This is a genomic window from Phytopseudomonas straminea, from assembly GCF_900112645.1.
Taxonomy (GTDB): Bacteria; Pseudomonadota; Gammaproteobacteria; order Pseudomonadales; family Pseudomonadaceae; genus Aquipseudomonas; species Aquipseudomonas straminea.
Genome location: NZ_FOMO01000005.1, coordinates 169,914 through 189,316, shown reverse-complemented (window position 1 = coordinate 189,316; position 19,403 = coordinate 169,914). Strand labels below are relative to the sequence as shown.

General features: G+C 61.1%; 16 protein-coding genes and 3 tRNA genes. 7 read left to right on the top strand and 12 right to left on the bottom strand.

All coding sequences use genetic code 11. The annotated features are described in order from the left end of the window. Positions 1-2: 2 nt before the first annotated feature. From BM279_RS13945 to gacA, 5 genes are all read right to left on the bottom strand, one after another. A tRNA-Cys gene (locus tag BM279_RS13945) sits at positions 3-76 on the bottom strand. Positions 77-114: 38 nt separating this feature from the next. Then, positions 115-190, bottom strand: a tRNA-Gly gene (locus BM279_RS13940). Positions 191-256: 66 nt separating this feature from the next. After that, positions 257-817, bottom strand: a complete 561-nt coding sequence (pgsA, locus tag BM279_RS13935; RefSeq protein ID WP_093504579.1) for a CDP-diacylglycerol--glycerol-3-phosphate 3-phosphatidyltransferase — start codon at positions 815-817, stop codon at positions 257-259. A gap of 33 nt (positions 818-850) precedes the next feature. Then, positions 851-2,674 carry an excinuclease ABC subunit UvrC gene (uvrC, locus tag BM279_RS13930; RefSeq protein ID WP_093505098.1) on the bottom strand — a complete coding sequence of 608 codons (1,824 nt, stop codon included), beginning with the start codon at positions 2,672-2,674 and terminating at the stop codon, positions 851-853. A gap of 1 nt (position 2,675) precedes the next feature. Continuing rightward, a complete protein-coding gene (gene gacA, locus BM279_RS13925) occupies positions 2,676-3,320 on the bottom strand; it encodes a response regulator transcription factor GacA (protein WP_093504577.1) in 645 nt (214 codons plus the stop codon). A 327-nt stretch (positions 3,321-3,647) separates the two neighbouring features. On the opposite strand from gacA, the gene BM279_RS13920 reads away from it, so the two are divergent. Further along, positions 3,648-3,854 (top strand): hypothetical protein, encoded by a 207-nt coding sequence (locus BM279_RS13920; protein WP_074888029.1) that lies wholly within the window; start codon positions 3,648-3,650, stop codon positions 3,852-3,854. A 483-nt stretch (positions 3,855-4,337) separates the two neighbouring features. Here BM279_RS13920 and BM279_RS13915 read toward each other — a convergent pair. Beyond that, a tRNA-Ser gene (locus tag BM279_RS13915) sits at positions 4,338-4,428 on the bottom strand. 181 nt (positions 4,429-4,609) lie between these two features. On the opposite strand from BM279_RS13915, the gene BM279_RS13910 reads away from it, so the two are divergent. Next, a complete protein-coding gene (locus tag BM279_RS13910; RefSeq protein ID WP_013791529.1) occupies positions 4,610-5,278 on the top strand; it encodes a Bax inhibitor-1/YccA family protein in 669 nt (222 codons plus the stop codon). 59 nt (positions 5,279-5,337) lie between these two features. Here the strand turns inward: BM279_RS13910 and BM279_RS13905 are convergent, their stop codons facing one another. The 4 genes from BM279_RS13905 to BM279_RS13890 all read right to left on the bottom strand — a co-directional run bounded on the left by BM279_RS13905 (position 5,338) and on the right by BM279_RS13890 (position 10,420). Next, positions 5,338-5,934, bottom strand: a complete 597-nt coding sequence (locus tag BM279_RS13905; protein ID WP_093504575.1) for an START domain-containing protein — start codon at positions 5,932-5,934, stop codon at positions 5,338-5,340. Positions 5,935-5,964: 30 nt separating this feature from the next. Next, on the bottom strand, positions 5,965-6,225 hold the full coding sequence (locus BM279_RS13900; RefSeq protein ID WP_093504573.1) for a YkgJ family cysteine cluster protein: 261 nt from the start codon (positions 6,223-6,225) through the stop codon (positions 5,965-5,967). 77 nt (positions 6,226-6,302) lie between these two features. Continuing rightward, positions 6,303-8,087, bottom strand: a complete 1,785-nt coding sequence (locus BM279_RS13895) for a sensor histidine kinase (protein WP_279626503.1) — start codon at positions 8,085-8,087, stop codon at positions 6,303-6,305. Positions 8,088-8,206: 119 nt separating this feature from the next. Further along, positions 8,207-10,420 carry an EAL domain-containing response regulator gene (locus tag BM279_RS13890; RefSeq protein WP_143103596.1) on the bottom strand — a complete coding sequence of 738 codons (2,214 nt, stop codon included), beginning with the start codon at positions 10,418-10,420 and terminating at the stop codon, positions 8,207-8,209. 175 nt (positions 10,421-10,595) lie between these two features. Here BM279_RS13890 and BM279_RS13885 point away from each other — a divergent pair, with 175 nt between their 5' ends. Together BM279_RS13885 and ppnP are read left to right on the top strand one after the other, a co-directional pair. Beyond that, positions 10,596-11,159, top strand: a complete 564-nt coding sequence (locus tag BM279_RS13885; RefSeq protein ID WP_093504566.1) for a 3'-5' exonuclease — start codon at positions 10,596-10,598, stop codon at positions 11,157-11,159. Between the two features lie 61 nt (positions 11,160-11,220). Further along, positions 11,221-11,502: a pyrimidine/purine nucleoside phosphorylase gene (ppnP, locus tag BM279_RS13880; protein WP_013791535.1), complete on the top strand. Its 282-nt coding sequence runs from the start codon at positions 11,221-11,223 to the stop codon at positions 11,500-11,502. Positions 11,503-11,573: 71 nt separating this feature from the next. Here ppnP and BM279_RS13875 read toward each other — a convergent pair whose 3' ends face one another. Beyond that, on the bottom strand, positions 11,574-12,050 hold the full coding sequence (locus BM279_RS13875; protein WP_027905476.1) for a DUF1289 domain-containing protein: 477 nt from the start codon (positions 12,048-12,050) through the stop codon (positions 11,574-11,576). Between the two features lie 381 nt (positions 12,051-12,431). On the opposite strand from BM279_RS13875, the gene acnB reads away from it, so the two are divergent. Further along, positions 12,432-15,056: a bifunctional aconitate hydratase 2/2-methylisocitrate dehydratase gene (gene acnB, locus BM279_RS13870; RefSeq protein WP_425272686.1), complete on the top strand. Its 2,625-nt coding sequence runs from the start codon at positions 12,432-12,434 to the stop codon at positions 15,054-15,056. Between the two features lie 292 nt (positions 15,057-15,348). After that, the gene (locus BM279_RS13865) at positions 15,349-16,698 is read left to right on the top strand and encodes a pyridoxal phosphate-dependent decarboxylase family protein (RefSeq protein ID WP_093504562.1); all 1,350 of its coding nucleotides are present in this window, start codon (positions 15,349-15,351) and stop codon (positions 16,696-16,698) included. Positions 16,699-16,701: 3 nt separating this feature from the next. Here BM279_RS13865 and ampC read toward each other — a convergent pair whose 3' ends face one another. Next, positions 16,702-17,865, bottom strand: coding sequence for a class C beta-lactamase (ampC, locus tag BM279_RS13860; RefSeq protein WP_093504559.1), 1,164 nt, complete (start codon positions 17,863-17,865; stop codon positions 16,702-16,704). 235 nt (positions 17,866-18,100) lie between these two features. Between ampC and alaC the strand changes: the two genes are divergently transcribed. Then, a complete protein-coding gene (gene alaC, locus BM279_RS13855; RefSeq protein WP_093504557.1) occupies positions 18,101-19,345 on the top strand; it encodes an alanine transaminase in 1,245 nt (414 codons plus the stop codon). Positions 19,346-19,403: the final 58 nt, after the last annotated feature.

The following is a 19,403-nucleotide window of genomic DNA, read 5'->3' as shown; positions in this document are numbered from 1 at the left end:
TTTGGAGGCTGAGGTCGGAATCGAACCGGCGTTCACGGATTTGCAATCCGGTGCATAACCACTCTGCTACTCAGCCTTAAACTGAACGGGCCGTACGTGACGGCCCGTTGAAACTGGAGCGGGAAACGAGACTCGAACTCGCGACCCCGACCTTGGCAAGGTCGTGCTCTACCAACTGAGCTATTCCCGCTTGTCTTGTCGACGGGCGCCATTCTATAGCTTCACAACGCCCAGTCAAGCCCTTGATTCAAAAAAGTTATTTCTTTTCGGCAGTGACACTCAGATGCGGCCAGGCAGCAAGCAGATACTGAGCCATCGACCACAGCGTAAGTGCTGCTGCAACGAGCAACAACACATAGCCGACCAGCACCCACAAACCGAACACTGGCGGGTTGCCAAGGAGGATGACCAGCGCGAGCATCTGCGCGGCGGTCTTCCATTTACCGAGGTTGGATACTGCTACATGGGCCCTGGCCCCGAGCTCGGCCATCCATTCGCGCAGCGCAGATACGACGATTTCCCGCCCGATGATGATGGTCGCCGGCAATGTCAGCCACAGGTTCGCGTGCTCGGCCACCAGCAGTACCAGCGCGGTGGCGACCATCAGCTTGTCGGCAACAGGGTCTAAGAAGGCGCCAAACGGTGTGCTCTGCTCCCAGCGGCGCGCCAGGTAACCATCCAGCCAGTCGGTCACTGCCGCGAACGCAAAAACCGCACTGGCAGCCCAGTAGCTCCAAGAAAAAGGCATGTAGAACAACAGGATAAAGATCGGGATCAGCAGAACGCGGAGCACCGTGAGGAGGTTGGGGATATTCATCGGCTCAACTGGACGGTTAGGTGAGGCGGCATTCTACTCGCTGTGCAGTGCCGCATAAATCAAACCGGCTAGCTTTTTACTGATGCCGGGTGCTTTGGCGATTTCTTCCGTGCTGGCTCGGGACAACTCTTGCAGACCACCGAAATGATTGAGCAGTTCACGACGTCTTTTTGGCCCTACTCCTGCTACCTCCTCCAGGCTTGAAGTACGGCGCGCCTTGCCTCGACGCGCCCGGTGCCCGGTAATGGCAAAGCGGTGCGATTCGTCGCGAATCTGCTGGATCAGATGCAGGGCTGGTGAATTACCCGGCAGGGTGAACTCATTCTCGGCGTCATTCAGGTAAAGGGTTTCCAGACCGGGTTTGCGGGTGGTGCCCTTGGCCACCCCCAGCAGTATCAGCGGCGGGACCTCAAGCTCGGTAAGCACCTCTCGCGCCATTGCCAGTTGGCCCTTGCCGCCGTCGACCAGCAGGATATCCGGCAGCTTGCCCTCATTTTGCTTGATCTTGCTGAAGCGCCGAGTCAACGCCTGGTGCATGGCCGCGTAGTCATCACCACCGGTCACGCCTTCGATGTTGTAGCGCCTATAATCCGACTTGATCGGCCCCTCGGGCCCGAATACCACACAGGAAGCCACGGTCGCCTCACCGCTGGAATGGCTGATATCGAAGCACTCTAGGCGCTGCGGCACCTCGTCCATATCAAGCGCTTCGGCCAGCGCATCGAAACGCCCGGCCATGTGCTCGCGGTTGGCCAGTCTGGCTCCCAGTGCCTGCTCGGCATTGGTGACCGCCAGTGCCTGCCATCGTGCCCGCGTACCACGAACCCGGTAGCTGATGGCCAGTTCACGACCGCGTAGCTCCTGAATGGCCGCAATCAACACGGGATAGTCTTCATGAGACGCATTGACGATCAGTTCGCTCGGCAAGTCCCGCTCGTGACTGCCAAGGTAATATTGGCCGAGAAAGGCGACGAGTACGTCTTGCGCCTCCTCTTCGATGGCTACCTGGGGGAAGAAATTCTTGCTGCCCAGCACCCGCCCGCCACGTACGCTGATCAGGTGCACGCAGGCGCCGCCTGGGTTGACCATTGCCGCGATGATGTCGACATCGCCGCTACCGCCCTCCATGCTCTGCTGGTCCTGGACGCGGCGCAGCAAGGCCATCTGATCACGCAGCTCGGCGGCCTTCTCGAAATCCAGCGCGGCGGACGCCTGCTGCATGCTGGCGGATAGCTCGGCATTCAGGGCATTGCTGCGCCCTTCCAGAAACATCACCGAGTGACGTACGTCCTCGGCATATTCAGCCGGCTCGACCAGGCCTACGCACGGTGCCTTGCAGCGCTTGATCTGATACTGCAGGCACGGGCGTGTGCGATTGCGGTAATAGCTGTCCTCACACTGACGGACTAGAAAGGTCTTCTGCAACAACGCCAGGCTTTCGCGGATCGCGCCAGCACTGGGATAGGGGCCGAAATAGCGACCTTTGCGGTTCTTCGCGCCACGGTGGATGTCCAGGCGCGGGTAATCGCCGTCAGACAGGAACACGTAGGGGTAGGATTTATCGTCACGCAGCAGGATGTTGTACGGCGGGCGCCATTCCTTGATCAGCGTCTGCTCGAGCAATAGCGCTTCGGTTTCGTTGCCGGTAATGGTGGTTTCCACTTGGGCGATCTTGCCCACCAGCGCCATGGTCTTGGTCGCCAAACCGGTCTTACGAAAGTAGCTGGAGAGTCGTTTCTTGAGGTTTTTCGCCTTACCGACGTACAGCAGATTGCCGCTCGCGTCGAACATGCGGTAGACGCCCGGGCGCCCACTGCAGGTGGCAAGGAAGGCACTGGAATCGAACACTGGGGTCACTTCAGCTGGTGGCATCGACCATGCCATGACGGACGGCGAGCAGCGCCAGCTCTACATCGCTGGTGATCGCAAGCTTCTCGAATATCCGGTAGCGGTAGGTATTCACCGTCTTGGGCGACAGGCATAGCTTATCGGAGATGCTCTGTACCTTCTGGCAGCCGGCAATCATAAGTGCGATCTGGATTTCACGTTCGGACAGCAGGTCGAATGGCGAGTTGCTGCTCTGCGGCTGAAAGGATTTCAGCGCCAGTTGCTGGGCGATCTGCGGACTGATGAAGCGCTGCCCGGCAAATACCATGCGAATCGCCTGGACCATTTCTTCGAGGCCGGCACCCTTGGTCAGGTAGCCGGCGGCCCCGGCCTGTAGCAACCGAGTGGGGAAAGGATCCTCTTCGCACACGGTAACGGCAACAACCTTGAGATCAGGATGGCTGCGCATCAGCTTGCGGGTCGCTTCAAGGCCGCCGATGCCGGGCATCTTCACGTCCATTAACACCACATCGGGCTTGAGTTCGCGGACCTTTTTCAGCGCTTCTTCGCCAGAGTTCGCTTGGCCAATGACCTGCAGGCCCTCAATGTCGGCCAGCATGCGCGAGATACCCGTACGAACGAGGTCGTGATCATCGACAACCAATACCTTAATCAAACGAACACCTCGTACCTGCGCGAGCGCCGCACCGCGACTAACTGAGAGAAATGCACCATAACAAAAAACCTGGCAGGTGAGTTAGCGGCACGCGCCAATTTACAAGCGCCAAACAATCCGCCTCTCATTAAAGTGCTACTCGCCCTCCTATGCTCACCAACCTACATCATGCATCTCGTGCCTATAACCACATCGTCAAATCATGTTCCTCATTGAGCTGCGCAACAGAAGAGAAATATCGCATCACTGCTCGATAATTTATTCGGAACGCCCCAGCACAAGCACCGCTCTGAATTTACAGACAGGCACCACACCGAGGGCTTTACAATGGATATGCTTATCAAGCAGCTGAAGACCGTAACCGCCGGGCGTTATCACATCGTTACCGAAACCTCTGCCGAGGGACTGCAGGTCGACTGCCTAGACCTCCAATGCAACCTGGTGGCAACGCGGCGCCTGACCGCGGCCCAGCTGCAAAACAAGATTCTGATGACCGCGGTGTATGCCGATTTGAAGGGCACGCTGGGCTATTGAGGCAACGATTCAGCGCTTTCAAGCGCGGCCCCATGCATTAGAGCCGCGCTTAAGCCGCTAACTTTCACGCAACCGCCCTCCTCGCCTTATCCCCTCTATTTGCCTGACAAGCGCTTCGTCACTTGTAGCCACACCGATTGTGGAGCCCTTTGGTCGCCGTGCAAACGTGACCGAACGGTCTCACAAATAGCCTAAACGAAGCTGAAAATCGCCGATTCTATTCAGATCATGCACAGCGTTTGTGTAGCTGCAGCAATGCGCTCTGAATAGATACAGGAATGAAATGACGTGACTATGATCTGGATAGCACTCGGCATTGCCCTTTCTATCGCCTCATTACTGTGTTCAGGCATCTATTCGCTTCTGCAAATCCTTGGCGAACTCAGCCAGAACTGAAAATCACAAGGCAGCGGCTTTGGACGTTCGCTGCCAGCCAAACAGCAGGCGAAAAAAAGCCCGGCGAAAACCGGGCTTTTTTTGAAGTGGTGGAGGGCCAGGGATTCGAACCCTGGGAACGCTATTAACGTTCGCCGGTTTTCAAGACCGGTGCATTCAACCGCTCTGCCAACCCTCCAGGTCGACACGAAATGCCTCGGCTCGCCGAAACATTCCTTTGCAACCTTGCAGGCTGCGGGCGGCATCTTACCGGAACGCAACACACTGTCAAACACTCTGACTTGGCAGCCCCTAAGGCTCTGTTAAGATGCTTCTCGACCCTTGGTCACTGACCAATAGCATTCACTAGGAGTGTCGCCATGCGCGAACAAGATTACGCACATAGCCCTACACGGGTTGAACAAACCGCAGTCAGCAGCGTTCTGCGCAATACATACGGTTTGCTGGCTCTCACCCTGGCATTCAGTGGCATCGTGGCGTTCATGGCGCAACGCGCCAACGTTCCTTACCCGAATATCTTCGTGGTACTGATCGGCTTCTACGGCCTGTTCTTCCTGACCGCCAAGCTTCGCGACTCCGGCTGGGGCATTCTGTCCACCTTTGCTCTCACCGGCTTCATGGGTTACACCCTGGGTCCGATTCTCAACCGCTACCTGGGCATGGCCAATGGCGCCGAAGTCGTCAGCTCGGCGTTCATGATGACCGCGCTGGTCTTCTGCGGCCTGTCGGCTTACGTGCTGACCACCCGCAAGGACATGAGCTTCCTGAGCGGCTTCATCACCGCCGGCTTCTTCGTGCTGCTGGGCGCGGTACTGGCCAGCTTCTTCTTCCAGATCAGCGGCCTGCAGCTGGCGATCAGCGCCGGCTTCGTGCTGTTCTCCTCGGCCTGTATCCTGTTCCAGACCAGCGCGATCATCCATGGCGGTGAGCGCAACTACATCATGGCGACCATCAGCCTGTACGTTTCGATCTACAACCTGTTCGTCAGCCTGCTGCAGATCTTCGGCATCATGGGCGGCGACGACTGATCGTCACCCGCAAACAAAAACCCGCCTCGATGGCGGGTTTTTTATGGCCTGGAAAATTACTACTGAGCCTTTTGGCGCATGCCCTTGAGCGTGTTGAAGGGCGCTTCGACCACGAACTTGTTGGACAGCCAGGAAGGCACGCTGCCACCCGGGTCGGTGTGCGCTTCGTACACCACCTCGACCATGCCGTCGGGCTTGGGTGTCATGGTCCAGCGGCCCTCCACACTGGCAACGCGCACGTAGCCTTTTTCCTCAGGCTGATAATTCGGCACGCCGTGCAGGGTGCGGATCACGCTGCCATCAGCACCCTGCTCGGTGGTGACTTCGATGATCGAATCCCGCGGCGTCACCGGCCATGGCGTGTTGAATCGGGTGTAGGTCCAGCTCTTGTCACCTTCGTGCTTGAGCAGTCGCTGCTCCTGGCACTCGTGGATCCACGCGCATGCCCCCACCACATCTTCCTGCAGCGCTCTGAGCTTGGCCACATCGCTCTTGATCAGGGTGACGCCGCGGTACGCCTTGTAGGGAGAGCCGGCCACTTCACTGAGGTAGACCTTGATGCCCTCCTCGTCTTTCGCCAGGCGCCAGTCTTCGGCATGAGCGGCAGACGCAATACACAGCGCCGCACTTGCTAGCAACAAACGGGTCAACGACATTTTTGTTCTCCGGGGTAGGTCTGTATAGCGTCAGACGGTGGTCGCCGTAACATCTTCCAGCCAGGCCAGCAGGCGGATAGCTTCTTCACGGCTATTACCGCAGACAGCGGAATCGGCTGAAAATGCGGCGCATACGGCAGGTCTGTCATGCCGGCCAAAAATCGAGCAAAGGTTATCCGCAGCCAGATTCACGCAGCGCTCGCCGGCAGCCTTGCCATTGGGCATACCGGGAATAAATGAACTGATCGACGGGGAAATACAGCAGGCGCCACAACCAGGACGGCATTGCATGGAAAGGACCTCGAACAGGGGCACGCAGAAACGCGGCGATTCTAGCTTGCCGTTTTGCCGACCGGCAGCCCCTGTAATCAGTTCAGCTCGAAGCGAATGCTAAAACGCGACCCTTTTCCCGGCTGGCTTGCGACTTCCAGTTCGGCGCCCAGCACATCAACCGCCAGTTGATGCGTGATGTGCAGGCCCAAACCAGTGCCACCCTGGCCTCGGCGTGTAGTGAAGAAAGGGTCGAATATCTTGGCCTGCAACTCTTCATCCATACCCCGGCCGTCGTCGATTACCTCGATGGTGCACTGCCCTTGCGCCTCATCGATCTGAGCACGAACGGTGACCACGCCTTTCACGCCAGGGCCGAAAGCGTGAACCAGCGCATTGTCGACGAGATTCTGTACGATCTGCCCGAGGGGCCCCGGGTAGCTGTCCAGTAGCTGATTCGGCGCCACCTGCACCACGATTCGGTGTTCGCCCTGGCGCAGCTTTGGCTGTAACAGCAACACCACCTCATCCACCAGCTCGCGCAGATCGAAACGTCGCCGCTCGGTACTGGCACGGTCGGTGGCCAGTTGCTTGAAGGCGCGGGTCAACTGCGACATGCGCTCAAGGCTGATGAGAATGATGCTCAGGCCGTCGTCAGTGCGCTGAACGAAACGCTCCAGAGTGGTGCGTTTAAGACCCTCGCGCATCGCGATCTGAAATTCCTGACTGGCTCTCTCCAGGGTCGAAGCAGCCACGCTGGCAGCGCCAATCGGCGTATTCAGCTCATGGGCGACGCCGGCTACCATGGTGCCGAGCGACGACAGTTTTTCCGCCTGCAATAGCGCACGGCGGGTACGCTGTAATTGCTCGACGGTGCGTTGCAATTGCTCGTTGCTAGCGCTCAGCGCTCGGCTGCTCACATGCAGATCGTGCTCAGCCCGCAGCCGCTCTGCCTCGTCGATCGCACGGCGCACGCTGATCAACAGCCCCACGCCCTGCAGCACGCAAAAGAACAGCAGGACACGCCATAGTACGCCCCAACGCAACTCGCTGAGATTAAGAGCAGGTAGATGAGACAGCAGTAACCAATGATCCGCGTCGTTGGAGGTCGCCGAACCGGCATCGCCGGGCCGAAAATGGCTGTAAGCCCAGAACCCAGCTGGGTCGATGAACGAGCCGCGCTGCTCCTCCTGCAAGCGTCTCCAGCTCGAAGGCTGCTGACTGGCGAGGGTCAGTTCGGGCTTGCCCAGTAGAAAGCCCCAAGCGTGTTCGGGACGCTCGCCAAGCATCCAGTAACCTTCATGATCGAGCAGTTGCAGGGAGCCGCCATAGGCTACCGAGGTTTCACGCAGACGCTGGAGCAGCCGCTCGGCACGATAGTCTAGGATCAGCACACCGCGCCGCTCGCCACGCTCGCTGAAAACCGGCACTGCTGCACGCAGGATCGGCTCTATGGATTCGACGGAACCGTCAGGTCGATAACGGCGCTCAACATCGAAGCGCGACAGATACGATTCACCTTTGTAGAGGTGCATGGTTTCCACGAAGTAATAGGCGGCAGAGTCATTCTGCAGATCTGCCTCGGCAACCTGCCGCGCCTCACCAGAGACACTGTCGACGCGGACCCGCTCTAGGCCCTTCTCGTCGAGCCAGCGAATATGCTGATAGGTACCGCGGCTATCGGAAAATTCAGCGAACAGCTCGCTCAGCGACGCCAAACTTTCGGCCGATTCTTGCCTTAAGAGCTGATCGAGCAAGGGCTGCTGGCTGAGAAACTGCAGATCACCACGCAAGCTGGACAGATGACGCTCCAGCACCGCCACACCCTCGTTAAGGCTGTCGGTCTGCGCCTCGAGCAGCGGTTCCAGCCGGTCATTGAGCATGCGGTCATAGAGCAGCAGGCTGAGCACGATGATGAGCAGCGACCAAGGCAGAAACAGCACCAGCAGGTTGCGCGGCAGCGGTTTGGCGAGCGCATTTCGCCAGTCGGCGATGCGCCCCATCACCGCGACGAATGCTCGCCCAGCCAGATCAACAGCCGCTCGAGCGACATTGGCCTGGCGAATAGATATCCCTGGGCCTCCAGGCAATCATGACGTTTCAACCACTCGACCTGGTGCTGGTTCTCAACACCCTCGGCGATCACCGTCATACCAACGCGCCGCGCAATCTGGATGATCGCTTCGGCGATCGCCTGGCCCTCATCTTCTGCGCGCAGCTCTTCGACAAAACTGCGATCAATCTTCAGGCGATCAGCCGGCAACTGGCGCAGGTAACTGAGCGAGGAAAAGCCGGTGCCGAAATCGTCGATGGCGACCTTGACGCCCATGGCGCGCAACGCCAGCAGTTGCTCGCAGACCTGTTCGAACGAGCGCATGGCCACCGATTCGGTGATTTCGAGCTCGACCTGGCTTGCACTTACCCCGGCGGCCTCCAGGTGCAGCGTGAAGCGCGCGATGAAATCGCGCTGCAGCAACTGGCTGGCCGACACGTTGATTGCCACTCTGACATGACCGAACCCCGCCTCGTCCAGGCGCCGCGCCGCCTGTAAGGCCAGACGCATGAGCAGGTCGCCCAAGGGCAGGATGTAACCGGTGGCCTCGGCCAGCGGAATGAACTCCAGTGGCGGTATCGCCTTGCCGTCGGGCTGGTACCAGCGTGCAAGAGCCTCGACGCCAGTAACCATCCCGCTGCGCATATCTACCTGGGGTTGCAACTCGATGCTGATAAAGTCGCTGGCCACGGCGTCACGTAGCGCCAGCAAAAGGCGAAACGATTCGGCATGGGCGCTCTGCAACCGACGGTCGTGTACCACATGCTGGTCGTGGCCCAGCTGTTTGGCCTGCTTGAGGGTCAGCCGTGCGTCCTGCAGGGCCACGCTGGCGGTGTCGTCGAAATCACGCAGATAGAGCGTGACAGTGCTCAGGCTGTGCACCTGCCCCAACTCATAAGGCCGGTTGGGCCGCCGGAATAGTGCCACTATGTCCTCGGCACGCACCTGCTCCTCAGGGCCTAGCACTGCGAACAGGTCGTCGCGAATCCGTGCGATCAGCACATTGCCATCGAAGGCATCGCGCAGACGGTTGGCTACCAGGCCGAGAATGAAATCACCGTAGCCGGTGCCGAAAGCGGTATTGGCCCCGGAGAAATTGTCGATATCGAGCAGCACCAGCACACGATCAGCCTTGTTTGGGCTACTCAGCGTCATGTCTAGCATGCGAATCAAGGCGTTGCGGTTGGGGATCTTCAGCAGGTCGTCCTGGTAGGCCATCTCTTCCAAGCGGCTGAACAACGCAACGTTGTAAAGGCCGCGGCTGATACTGGCGCTGAACACTTCGAGCAGTTCCAGTTCGGTGTCGTCCAGCGTCCGTTCGGTGGCCACGTAGCAGGCGTAATCGGCGCCAGCCTGGAAGCGTGGAAAGAACAATACGGTGCAATCGTCAAAGCGCAAGGTACTCTGCTTTTGCAGGCTGCAGCGCAGCGCACTGGCTACCGCTTCATCTCCCAGACTACTGAGGTTACCGTCGATGGAGCCGTAGAAACGCCCACTGGCGCTGATCACGTGCGCATCGGGCAGTTCACCCGGAACGGAATCATGGGCTTTGACGCAGACAATCCCTTCAGCCTGCAGATCGAGCAGCGAGGCGATTTCGGAAAGAATCTTGGCCGACAACTCCCGGGTGTTCTTCGAGCAGAACAGCGCATTGCTGGACTCGACGATCATCTGCAGGCCGCGGCGCGCACGGGCCATGGCCTTGAGCTGCGAATAGCTGCGCAGCCCGGCGGTGAGCACTGTGCGCAGGCGCTCGGAACTCAGCTCGTTCTTGGACCAGTAGTCGTTGATGTCGTAGTCACGCATCACGCTCTGCACGGGCGCCATGCCAGGCTCGCCGGTCAGCAGCACGATTCGGATCTCAGCATTGCCGATGACCTCGCGCAGGGTCTTGACCAGGCGCAGGCCTGCGTCTTCGGTTTCCATCACCACATCGAGCAGGACCAGGGCGAAATCCTGCTGCTCGGCCAGCAGCATGGCCGCCTCGCGGTTGCTGAATGCCTGCTGTATCTCGACACGCCGCCCAAGGATGTCCATTTCGCCGATCGCGAAGGCGGTCGCGCGCTGGAAGTCCGGGTCATCATCAACGGTCAGAATGCGCCACGCCGGGTGAGCGCTGTCAGCCACCGGCTCGTCATCTGAAAACACCACGGAATCATCCATGAACCACACTCACCTTTCATTAGGTATGAAGAAGCACGGCCTGCCGTGCGCAAGTATAGCCAGCGGCAGAAAGACACAATGTCCATGATGGCATTTAGTAATGGCACGAATCGCACCACCTGTCGGTCTGAGCTCTGAGCAAGGTGAAGCGAACGGCAGCAGACAAGGAGAGGCAATGGCGTACTGGCTGGTCATCGACCTGGAGGCTACGACCGAAGAAGGTGGCTGGCCAGTCGAATATATGGAGATCATCGAGATCGGTGCCAGCCTGGTGGACGCCAGCGGACACGAAATCGATCATTTCCAGCGCTTCGTGCGCCCGCTGCGTCGCCCCAAGCTGACTCGGTTCTGCCGACAGCTGACCCATATCAGCCAGGCGGATGTGGACGGCGCCGTCACGCTGCCAGTGCTGTGGCCTCAATTCGAGCGCTGGCTGGATCCCTACCACGCACGTCTGCGCGGCTGGTGCAGCTGGGGCGACTACGATCGCCAGCAGCTGGAGCAGGACTGGCACCAGCACGACCTGGCCAGCCACCTGCAAACCCTGCCACACACGAACCTGAAACAGCGATTCGCCAAGGCCCGCCAATTGGCACGGCCGGTCGGGCTGAATGCGGCGCTGCAACTGGCAGGCATCAGTTTCACTGGCCAGCAGCATCGCGCCCTCAATGACGCGCGCAATACCGCCCGCCTGCTGCCTCTGGTGATCACCGAACGCGGCAGCACGCGCAATACGTGACGCCGCCGAACGCCTTGGGCATACTTGCCAGCCCTTTATTCTGCCGCTCACGAGGATGCACATGTTCAAGGTCAACGAGTATTTCGACGGTACCGTCAAATCCATCGCGTTCGGCATGGCAGAAGGCCCGGCCACGATTGGCGTGATGGCAGCAGGCGAATACGAGTTTGGCACCAGCCAACTGGAGGTCATGCACGTGATCGCAGGCGCCCTGACCGTCAAACTGCCTGGCAGCGACAGCTGGGAGACCTTCACTGCCGGTAGCCGCTTCACCGTGCCGGCAGACAGCAAGTTCCAGCTCAAGGTCGAGCAGGACACCGCCTACCTGTGCGAATACCGCTGACAGGTCTCGTGGCATGAAAAAAGCCCGGCCAAGTGCCGGGCTTTTTTACATCTATCCGTCGGGCTATCCATTCAGACGCGCAACTCCATACCTTCCTTGAGAAAACGCGGCGCTATATAGCGCTCGAAGTGGGCTTCGGAGAGCAGGAAGAATTCGCGGTCGATGGCGTCACGCAGATCTGGTAGCTCCCAGTCGCGAAATTCCGGCAGCAGTACGATGCCGTAGGCCTCCAGCTGGGTGATCACCCGAGCGCCGCGGGCCAGCAACTGATAAGCCCAGCAATAAGGTGATTGCTGGGGCAGGAAGCGAATCTGTCGCTGCTGCAGCTGCTTGAGCAGCAGCGCCTCGTCGAACACTTCCAGCTTGGCGGCCATCACCTGCACCAGCAACATTTCCAGGCGCGTCCACACCGACTGCTTTTCCTCGTCGCTGTAGCCGTTCCAGTTGATCACCTCGTGGTGAAAGCGCTTGCAGCCACGGCATACAGTGTCGCCGAAAACCGTGGAGCAAAGGCCTATGCAAGGCGTCTTGATACGTTGATTGGGCATGCGTTGAATCGACACACAGAACAATAAGGCGTGCATCTTAGCCCTTTGTCTAATAGGGATCACCCCAGAGGCCAATGGGTCTTTCACTTAACTTCGCCAGAAGATTCGGCTAGAATCAGCGCGCCTTGCGAAAGGCGCCAATGTCCGTTGGAAGCTGTTTTCAAAGCGTCACGAGCACAGTCGATCCTGCAGCACGATAGTTGGCGTGGTCACCCTCAGGCCATGCCAGCCATCATCAGACCCCGTTCTGCAGGCGTAAAACTTTGAAAGCAGCTTCCGGATGGAAGCATCGAAACCATCGTGCTCAGCCCATGAGGCTGCGCGACGGATGTGTTTGATGCATTCCTGCATGCGTCCCGGACTTCCCATTTGGGACCACTGATGAGGGTAATAACTGTGCTTGAAGCCTACCGCAAACACGTAGCAGAGCGTGCCGCCCAGGGTATCGTGCCCCAGCCGCTAAACGCCGAACAAACTGCCGGTCTCGTCGACCTGCTGAAGAACCCGCCGGCCGGCGAAGAAGAATTCCTCCTCGATCTGATCACCAATCGCGTGCCGCCAGGCGTCGACGAAGCGGCCTACGTGAAGGCCGGCTTCCTGTCCGCCATCGCCAAGGGCGAAGCCACTTCCCCACTGCTCGACAAGAAGCGCGCCACCGAACTGCTCGGCACCATGCAGGGCGGCTACAACATCGCCACCCTGGTCGAGCTGCTCGATAGCGCCGAACTGGGCGCCATTGCCGCCGAACAGCTCAAGCACACCCTGCTGATGTTCGACGCCTTCCACGACGTGGCCGAGAAAGCCAAGGCCGGCAACGCCAATGCCAAGGCCGTGCTGGAATCCTGGGCTGCCGGTGAGTGGTTCACCAAGCGTCCGGCGATTGCCGAGAAGTACAGCCTGAGCGTCTTCAAGGTGCCGGGCGAAACCAATACCGACGACCTGTCGCCGGCTCCGGACGCCTGGTCGCGCCCTGACATCCCGCTGCACGCCCTGGCCATGCTGAAAATGGCCCGCGACGGCATCGTTCCCGAGCAGCCTGGCGCCATCGGCCCGCTGAAGCAGATCGAAGAAGTACGTGCCAAGGGCTTCCCGGTTGCCTACGTCGGTGACGTGGTCGGTACCGGTTCCTCGCGTAAATCTGCCACCAACTCGGTGCTGTGGTTCTTCGGCGACGACATCCCGTACGTTCCGAACAAGCGCGCTGGTGGCTTCTGCTTCGGCTCCAAGATCGCCCCGATCTTCTACAACACCATGGAAGATGCCGGCGCCCTGCCGATCGAGTTCGACGTGTCGAACATCGAAATGGGCGACGTGATCGACGTCTACCCGCATGCTGGCAAGGTCTGCAAGCACGGCACCGACGAGGTCATCACCACCTTCGAACTGAAGACCCCGGTTCTGCTCGACGAAGTTCGCGCTGGCGGCCGTATTCCACTGATCGTCGGCCGCGGCCTGACCGACAAGGCACGTGCCGAGCTGGGCATGGGCCCGACCGACCTGTTCGCACTGCCGGAAGCGCCGGTCGACACTGGCAAGGGCTACACCCTGGCGCAGAAGATGGTCGGCAAGGCCTGCGGCCTGCCGGAAGGCAAAGGCGTTCGTCCGGGCACCTACTGCGAACCGAAGATGACCACCGTCGGCTCCCAGGACACCACCGGCCCGATGACCCGCGACGAGCTGAAAGATCTGGCGTGCCTGGGCTTCTCCGCTGACCTGGTCATGCAGTCGTTCTGCCACACCGCGGCCTATCCGAAGCCGATCGACGTCACCACCCACCACACCCTGCCGGATTTCATCCGCACCCGTGGCGGCGTGTCCCTGCGTCCTGGCGACGGCATCATCCATAGCTGGCTGAACCGCATGCTGCTGCCCGACACCGTCGGCACCGGTGGCGACTCGCACACCCGTTTCCCGATCGGCATCAGCTTCCCGGCCGGTTCCGGCCTGGTAGCCTTCGCCGCTGCCACCGGCGTCATGCCGCTGGACATGCCCGAGTCGATCCTGGTTCGCTTCAAGGGCAAGCTGCAGCCTGGCATCACCCTGCGTGACCTGGTTCATGCCATCCCTTACTACGCCATCCAGAAGGGCCTGCTGACCGTCGAGAAGAAAGGCAAGAAGAACGCCTTCTCCGGCCGCATCCTGGAAATCGAAGGCCTGGACGAGCTGACCGTCGAGCAGGCGTTCGAACTCTCCGACGCCTCGGCCGAGCGCTCCGCTGCCGGTTGCACCATCAAGCTGCCGGAAAAGGCCATCGCCGAATACCTGAAGTCGAACATCACCCTGCTGCGCTGGATGATCAGCGAAGGCTACGGCGATGCACGCACCATGGAGCGTCGCGCGCAGGCGATGGAAGCCTGGCTGGCCAACCCGGAACTGCTGTCCGCCGACGCCGATGCCGAGTACGCCGAAATCATCGAAATCGACCTGGCCGACGTCAAGGAGCCTGTGCTCTGCGCGCCGAACGACCCGGACGACGCGCGTCTGCTGTCGACCGTTCAGGGCGAGAAGATCGACGAAGTGTTCATCGGTTCCTGCATGACCAACATCGGTCACTTCCGCGCTGCCGGCAAGCTGCTCGACAAGGTCAAGGGTTCCATCCCGACCCGTCTGTGGCTGTCGCCGCCGACCAAGATGGACGCTCACCAGCTGACCGAAGAAGGCTACTACGGCATCTACGGCAAGGCCGGTGCTCGCATGGAAATGCCGGGTTGCTCGCTGTGCATGGGTAACCAGGCACGTGTGGCGGCGAACTCCACCGTGGTATCGACCTCGACGCGTAACTTCCCGAACCGTCTGGGCGATGGCGCCAACGTGTACCTGGCATCGGCTGAACTGGCCGCTGTCGCCTCGATCATCGGCAAGCTGCCGACCGTCGAGGAGTACATGGAGTACGCGAAGAACATCGACAGCATGGCTGCCGACGTTTACCGCTACCTGAGCTTCGACCAGATCGCCGAGTTCCGCGAAGCCGCGGCCAGCGCGAACATCCCGGTCGTTCAAGCCTAAGGCGTCACCCGCGTCCAAAAAAGCCCCGCCCAGTGCGGGGCTTTTTTATGGTTCTTCGCACGCCGAACTACACAGGAGCGGCTTCAGCCGCGAGCCCTTCACAAGCTGTCGCGGATCCCTGGCCCGCTCCCCACGAAGACACCGTTCGCACGAGAATTGCCGCGAACTGTACCGGATACAGCTGTGCTGGCCGCTTCGCTGTAGGGGGCAAGCAGCCGTGGGCTGTATCTGACAGGCCGCCATGGCCCTCGGTTAGGGTTGCACATCGCCGCCAACTGCCGAGACCCACCCCATGCGCACTGCCGAATACGCCCTGCTGACCGACGCCGACCGCCGCGCCATCGCCTATAACAACTCGCTCGAACAGCGCCGGGTCTATCCCGTTGAGAGCGCCATCGCCGCCCTGGATGCCTTCGACCAGCCTTTGCCAGCCACGGGGCAGGATGCCGGGCAGGTGCTGCACGCACTCGATGAACTCGGTTCCCCCGCCACCGTCACCAGCAACGGGCCGCGCTATTTCGGGTTTGTGATCGGCGCCACCCTGCCTGCCGCCGCAGCCGCCGAGCGGATGGTCCTGGCCTGGGATCAATGCGCGTCATCCGCGGACGGCTCGCCCATCGCCGACAAACTGGAAAAGGTCGCCGCCCGCTGGGTCTGCGAGGCACTCGGCCTGCCAGGTCAAAGTGCCGTCGGCTTCGGCACCAGTGCCACCGCCTGCACCCTCGCCTGCCTGGCAGCCGCACGTCGCACTTTGCTGGCGAGGCAGGGTTGGGATTTCGATCAGGACGGCTTGATCGGCGCCCCGGAAATCCGCGTGGTGATTTCCGAAACCGCTCATATCACCGTGAAGAAGGCGCTGCGCGTGCTGGGTTTCGGCATGCGCCGGCTGCTTCTGGCACCGGTGGATCAGCACGGTCGCATCGATCCGGCCCGGCTCCCCGAACTGGATGAGCGTACCGTACTGATTCTGCAGGCTGGCGAGGTCAATACCGGCGAGTTCGACCGCTTCGCCGAACTGATCCCCAGGGCCAAAGCCGCTGGTGCCTGGGTGCATGTCGATGGCGCCTTTGGGCTGTGGGTGCGGGCGTCGTCCTCGGCCGGGCTGGCCGACGGCGTGGAGCTGGCGGACAGCTGGACCACCGATGGCCACAAGTGGCTGAACACTCCCTACGACAGCGCCATGGCCATCTGCCGCGACGGCGATGCCCTGGCGGCCGCGATGAACAGCGACGCCGCCTACGCCATGGCCTCGAAGGACTCGCAAAAGAACCTGACCCTGGAGTTCTCGCGCCGCGCGAGGGGCGTGGCGATCTGGGCAGCGCTGGCCCACCTGGGCCGCGATGGGCTGGCCGAGATGATCGACCGGCACATCCGCCAGGCCGGGCACCTCGCCGAGGCGCTTCGTGCCGGTGGCTACCAGGTGCTCAACCGGGTGCGCCTCAATCAGGTACTGGTACGCGCCGACTCGGACGAACAGACCGCCGCGATTCTCAAGGCCGCCCAGGCCTCTGGCGAAGCCTGGTTCGGGTCAACCGTCTGGCAGGGGCAGCCGGCCTTTCGCCTGAGCGTCAGTTCCTGGCGCACCACGGACGCCGATATCGACGCCTTGATCGCCCTGCTACTGCGCCTGAAAGACGCCTGAGCGTCAACGGTCTGCTTTCAAGACCTGCTGCAACAGCTTGAAGGACGCATCGACTCGAGCCTCGAGCGGCACGTTGCGGTTGGCCAAAAGCACCAGGCCGATGCGCTCGTCCGGCACGAAGGCGGCGTAACCGCCGAACCCGTTGGTCGAACCGGTCTTGCCGAACAGCACGCCCTGCTCGCTCGCTTCAGGCTCAGGCAGACGGCTAGCCGGTTGCGCCTCGAGCGCCATCGACGGCGCGTTGCCGGCCAGCAATTGCTCGCGGGAAACGGGCCAAGGGTAGCGCTCCCACACCATCGCCTGGGTGAAGCACTCGGTGCGGGTCACGCCCTGGTGGGTCGTCTTGACCGCGGCAGCCAGTGGCGCTGGTACCTGGGTTTCGCCCAGGTTGATGTCGACGAAACGCAACATGTCGTCGATGTTGGACTTCAGGCCATAAGCCTCGGCATCCAGCACGCCAGGGCTGACGCGAATGGCCTTGTTGTCCTGCCGCGCATAGCCGTAGGCGTAATTCGGCATCTGCGCCGCTGGCACCTGAACATGGGTATGGTTCAGCGCCAGCGGAACGAGCACCTGATCATGCAGCGCCTTGGCATAGGGCTCGCCGAACGCTTGGGCGGACACCCGCCCGAGCAGGCCGATGCTGACATTGGAATAGGAGCGCTCGTGACCGGCGCCCGTGGTCGGTTTCCATTGCCGCAGCCAGTTCAGCAGGCCATTGTCATCCTTGACGTGATCCGGCACCTGCAAGGGCATGCCGCTGCTCTGGTGGGTGGCCAGATCCATCAGGCTCAGCTCACCTGCGGAGCTTCCCTGCAGCGACGGCATGCGGGCAGCGAGCTGGTCATCGAGCGACAGCAGCGAGCGCTGCTGAGCCAGCGCCGCCAGGGTGACGTTGAAGGTCTTGCTCAGCGAGCCCAGCTCGAACAGCGTCTCGCGGGAAACCGCCCTGGCCGCCTCACGGTTCGCCAGCCCCTTGGTGAACACGTAGTGCTTGCCATGCCAGGTCACGCCCACTGCGAGGCCAGGGATGTCGTACACGGCCATCAATGGCGTGAAGAGCGTGTCGGCCTCGGCTTGAAACTGCTGCTCGGTCATGGCCGCGGCCGGCAGCGTCACGGCGAGGCCGGCGGCCAGCAGGCCCAGGGCGATAGTGCGGTGAGTCATCAGATAGGTTCTCTGTCTTGTTGTAGGGCGGCAGCGGAACAAGCGCTGCCTGGAGGATGGGTCAGGATTCGAGTCGCGGCCAAGCATATCGTTCGAGGCGGCCAGCAGGCACTGCGGGAAAAGCGTTTGCAGACACTCGACAAAGCCTACGCCGGGCCTTATTGTCCGGCCAGGCCACCCCATGTGGCCAACGTCGCTCGGACGGTTCCGGGCGCTTACGTCTCTCGAGGAAAGCATGGCTGACCAGGCTTCGCGCCGCTTTGCGCGCATCGATCGTCTCCCCCCTTACGTATTCAACATCACCGCTGAACTGAAGATGGCCGCCCGCCGCCGTGGCGAGGACATCATTGACCTGAGCATGGGCAACCCCGATGGCGCCACACCGCCGCACATCGTGGAAAAGCTGGTGCAGGTCGCCCAGCGAGAAGACACCCATGGTTACTCCACTTCCCGCGGTATTCCGCGCCTGCGCCGGGCTATTTCGCACTGGTACAAGGATCGCTACGAGGTCGACATCGACCCGGAAAGCGAAGCCATCGTCACCATCGGCTCCAAGGAAGGCCTGGCGCACCTGATGCTGGCCACCCTGGATCACGGCGACACGGTGCTGGTGCCCAACCCCAGCTACCCGATCCACATCTACGGCGCAGTGATCGCCGGCGCCCAGGTACGTTCGGTGCCGCTGGTGCCGGGCGTGGATTTCTTCATCGAGCTGGAACGGGCGATCCGCGAGAGCATCCCCAAGCCGAAGATGATGATCCTCGGCTTTCCGTCCAACCCGACCGCGCAGTGCGTGGAACTGGACTTCTTCGAGCGCGTGGTGGCCCTTGCCAAGCAGTACAACGTGCTGGTGATCCACGACCTGGCCTACGCCGACATCGTCTACGACGGCTGGAAAGCCCCGTCGATCATGCAGGTGCCGGGCGCCAAGGACATCGCCGTGGAGTTCTTCACCCTGTCCAAGAGCTACAACATGGCCGGCTGGCGGATCGGCTTCATGGTCGGCAACCCGGAGCTGGTCGGCGCCCTGGCGCGGATCAAGAGCTACCACGACTACGGCACCTTCACCCCGCTGCAGGTCGCGGCCATCGCCGCCCTGGAAGGCGACCAGCAATGCGTGCGCGACATCGCCGAACAATACCGCCAGCGCCGCAACGTGCTGGTCAAGGGCCTGCACGAGCTGGGCTGGATGGTCGAGAACCCCAAGGCTTCGATGTACGTGTGGGCGAAGATTCCCGACGCCTATGCACATCTCGGCTCCCTGGAATTCGCCAAGAAGCTGCTGGCCGAGGCCAAGGTCTGCGTGTCGCCGGGCATCGGCTTCGGTGACTATGGTGACGATCACGTGCGCTTCGCGCTGATCGAGAATCAGGATCGCATCCGCCAGGCGGTGCGCGGCATCAAGGCCATGTTCCGCGCCGACGGGCTGATCGACGCGCCTGCCGTGAAAACATCGCGCAAGGCCAGCGAAGCAGGCTGACCACCACGGCGCGGCACCGCAAGGGTGCCGCGCCGCGTTATGATCGCCGCTCACCCCG

Coding starts and splice junctions, on each gene's coding strand:
- pgsA (WP_093504579.1), bottom strand. CDS start 817: ATGAATATCCCCAACCTCCTCACGGTGCTCCGCGTTCTGCTGATCCCG.
- BM279_RS13920 (WP_074888029.1), top strand. CDS start 3,648: ATGGATATGCTTATCAAGCAGCTGAAGACCGTAACCGCCGGGCGTTAT.
- BM279_RS13910 (WP_013791529.1), top strand. CDS start 4,610: ATGCGCGAACAAGATTACGCACATAGCCCTACACGGGTTGAACAAACC.
- BM279_RS13905 (WP_093504575.1), bottom strand. CDS start 5,934: ATGTCGTTGACCCGTTTGTTGCTAGCAAGTGCGGCGCTGTGTATTGCG.
- BM279_RS13900 (WP_093504573.1), bottom strand. CDS start 6,225: ATGCAATGCCGTCCTGGTTGTGGCGCCTGCTGTATTTCCCCGTCGATC.
- BM279_RS13895 (WP_279626503.1), bottom strand. CDS start 8,087: ATGCTCAATGACCGGCTGGAACCGCTGCTCGAGGCGCAGACCGACAGC.
- BM279_RS13890 (WP_143103596.1), bottom strand. CDS start 10,420: ATGGATGATTCCGTGGTGTTTTCAGATGACGAGCCGGTGGCTGACAGC.
- BM279_RS13885 (WP_093504566.1), top strand. CDS start 10,596: ATGGCGTACTGGCTGGTCATCGACCTGGAGGCTACGACCGAAGAAGGT.
- ppnP (WP_013791535.1), top strand. CDS start 11,221: ATGTTCAAGGTCAACGAGTATTTCGACGGTACCGTCAAATCCATCGCG.
- BM279_RS13875 (WP_027905476.1), bottom strand. CDS start 12,050: ATGCCCAATCAACGTATCAAGACGCCTTGCATAGGCCTTTGCTCCACG.
- acnB (WP_425272686.1), top strand. CDS start 12,432: ATGAGGGTAATAACTGTGCTTGAAGCCTACCGCAAACACGTAGCAGAG.
- BM279_RS13865 (WP_093504562.1), top strand. CDS start 15,349: ATGCGCACTGCCGAATACGCCCTGCTGACCGACGCCGACCGCCGCGCC.
- ampC (WP_093504559.1), bottom strand. CDS start 17,865: ATGACTCACCGCACTATCGCCCTGGGCCTGCTGGCCGCCGGCCTCGCC.
- alaC (WP_093504557.1), top strand. CDS start 18,101: ATGGCTGACCAGGCTTCGCGCCGCTTTGCGCGCATCGATCGTCTCCCC.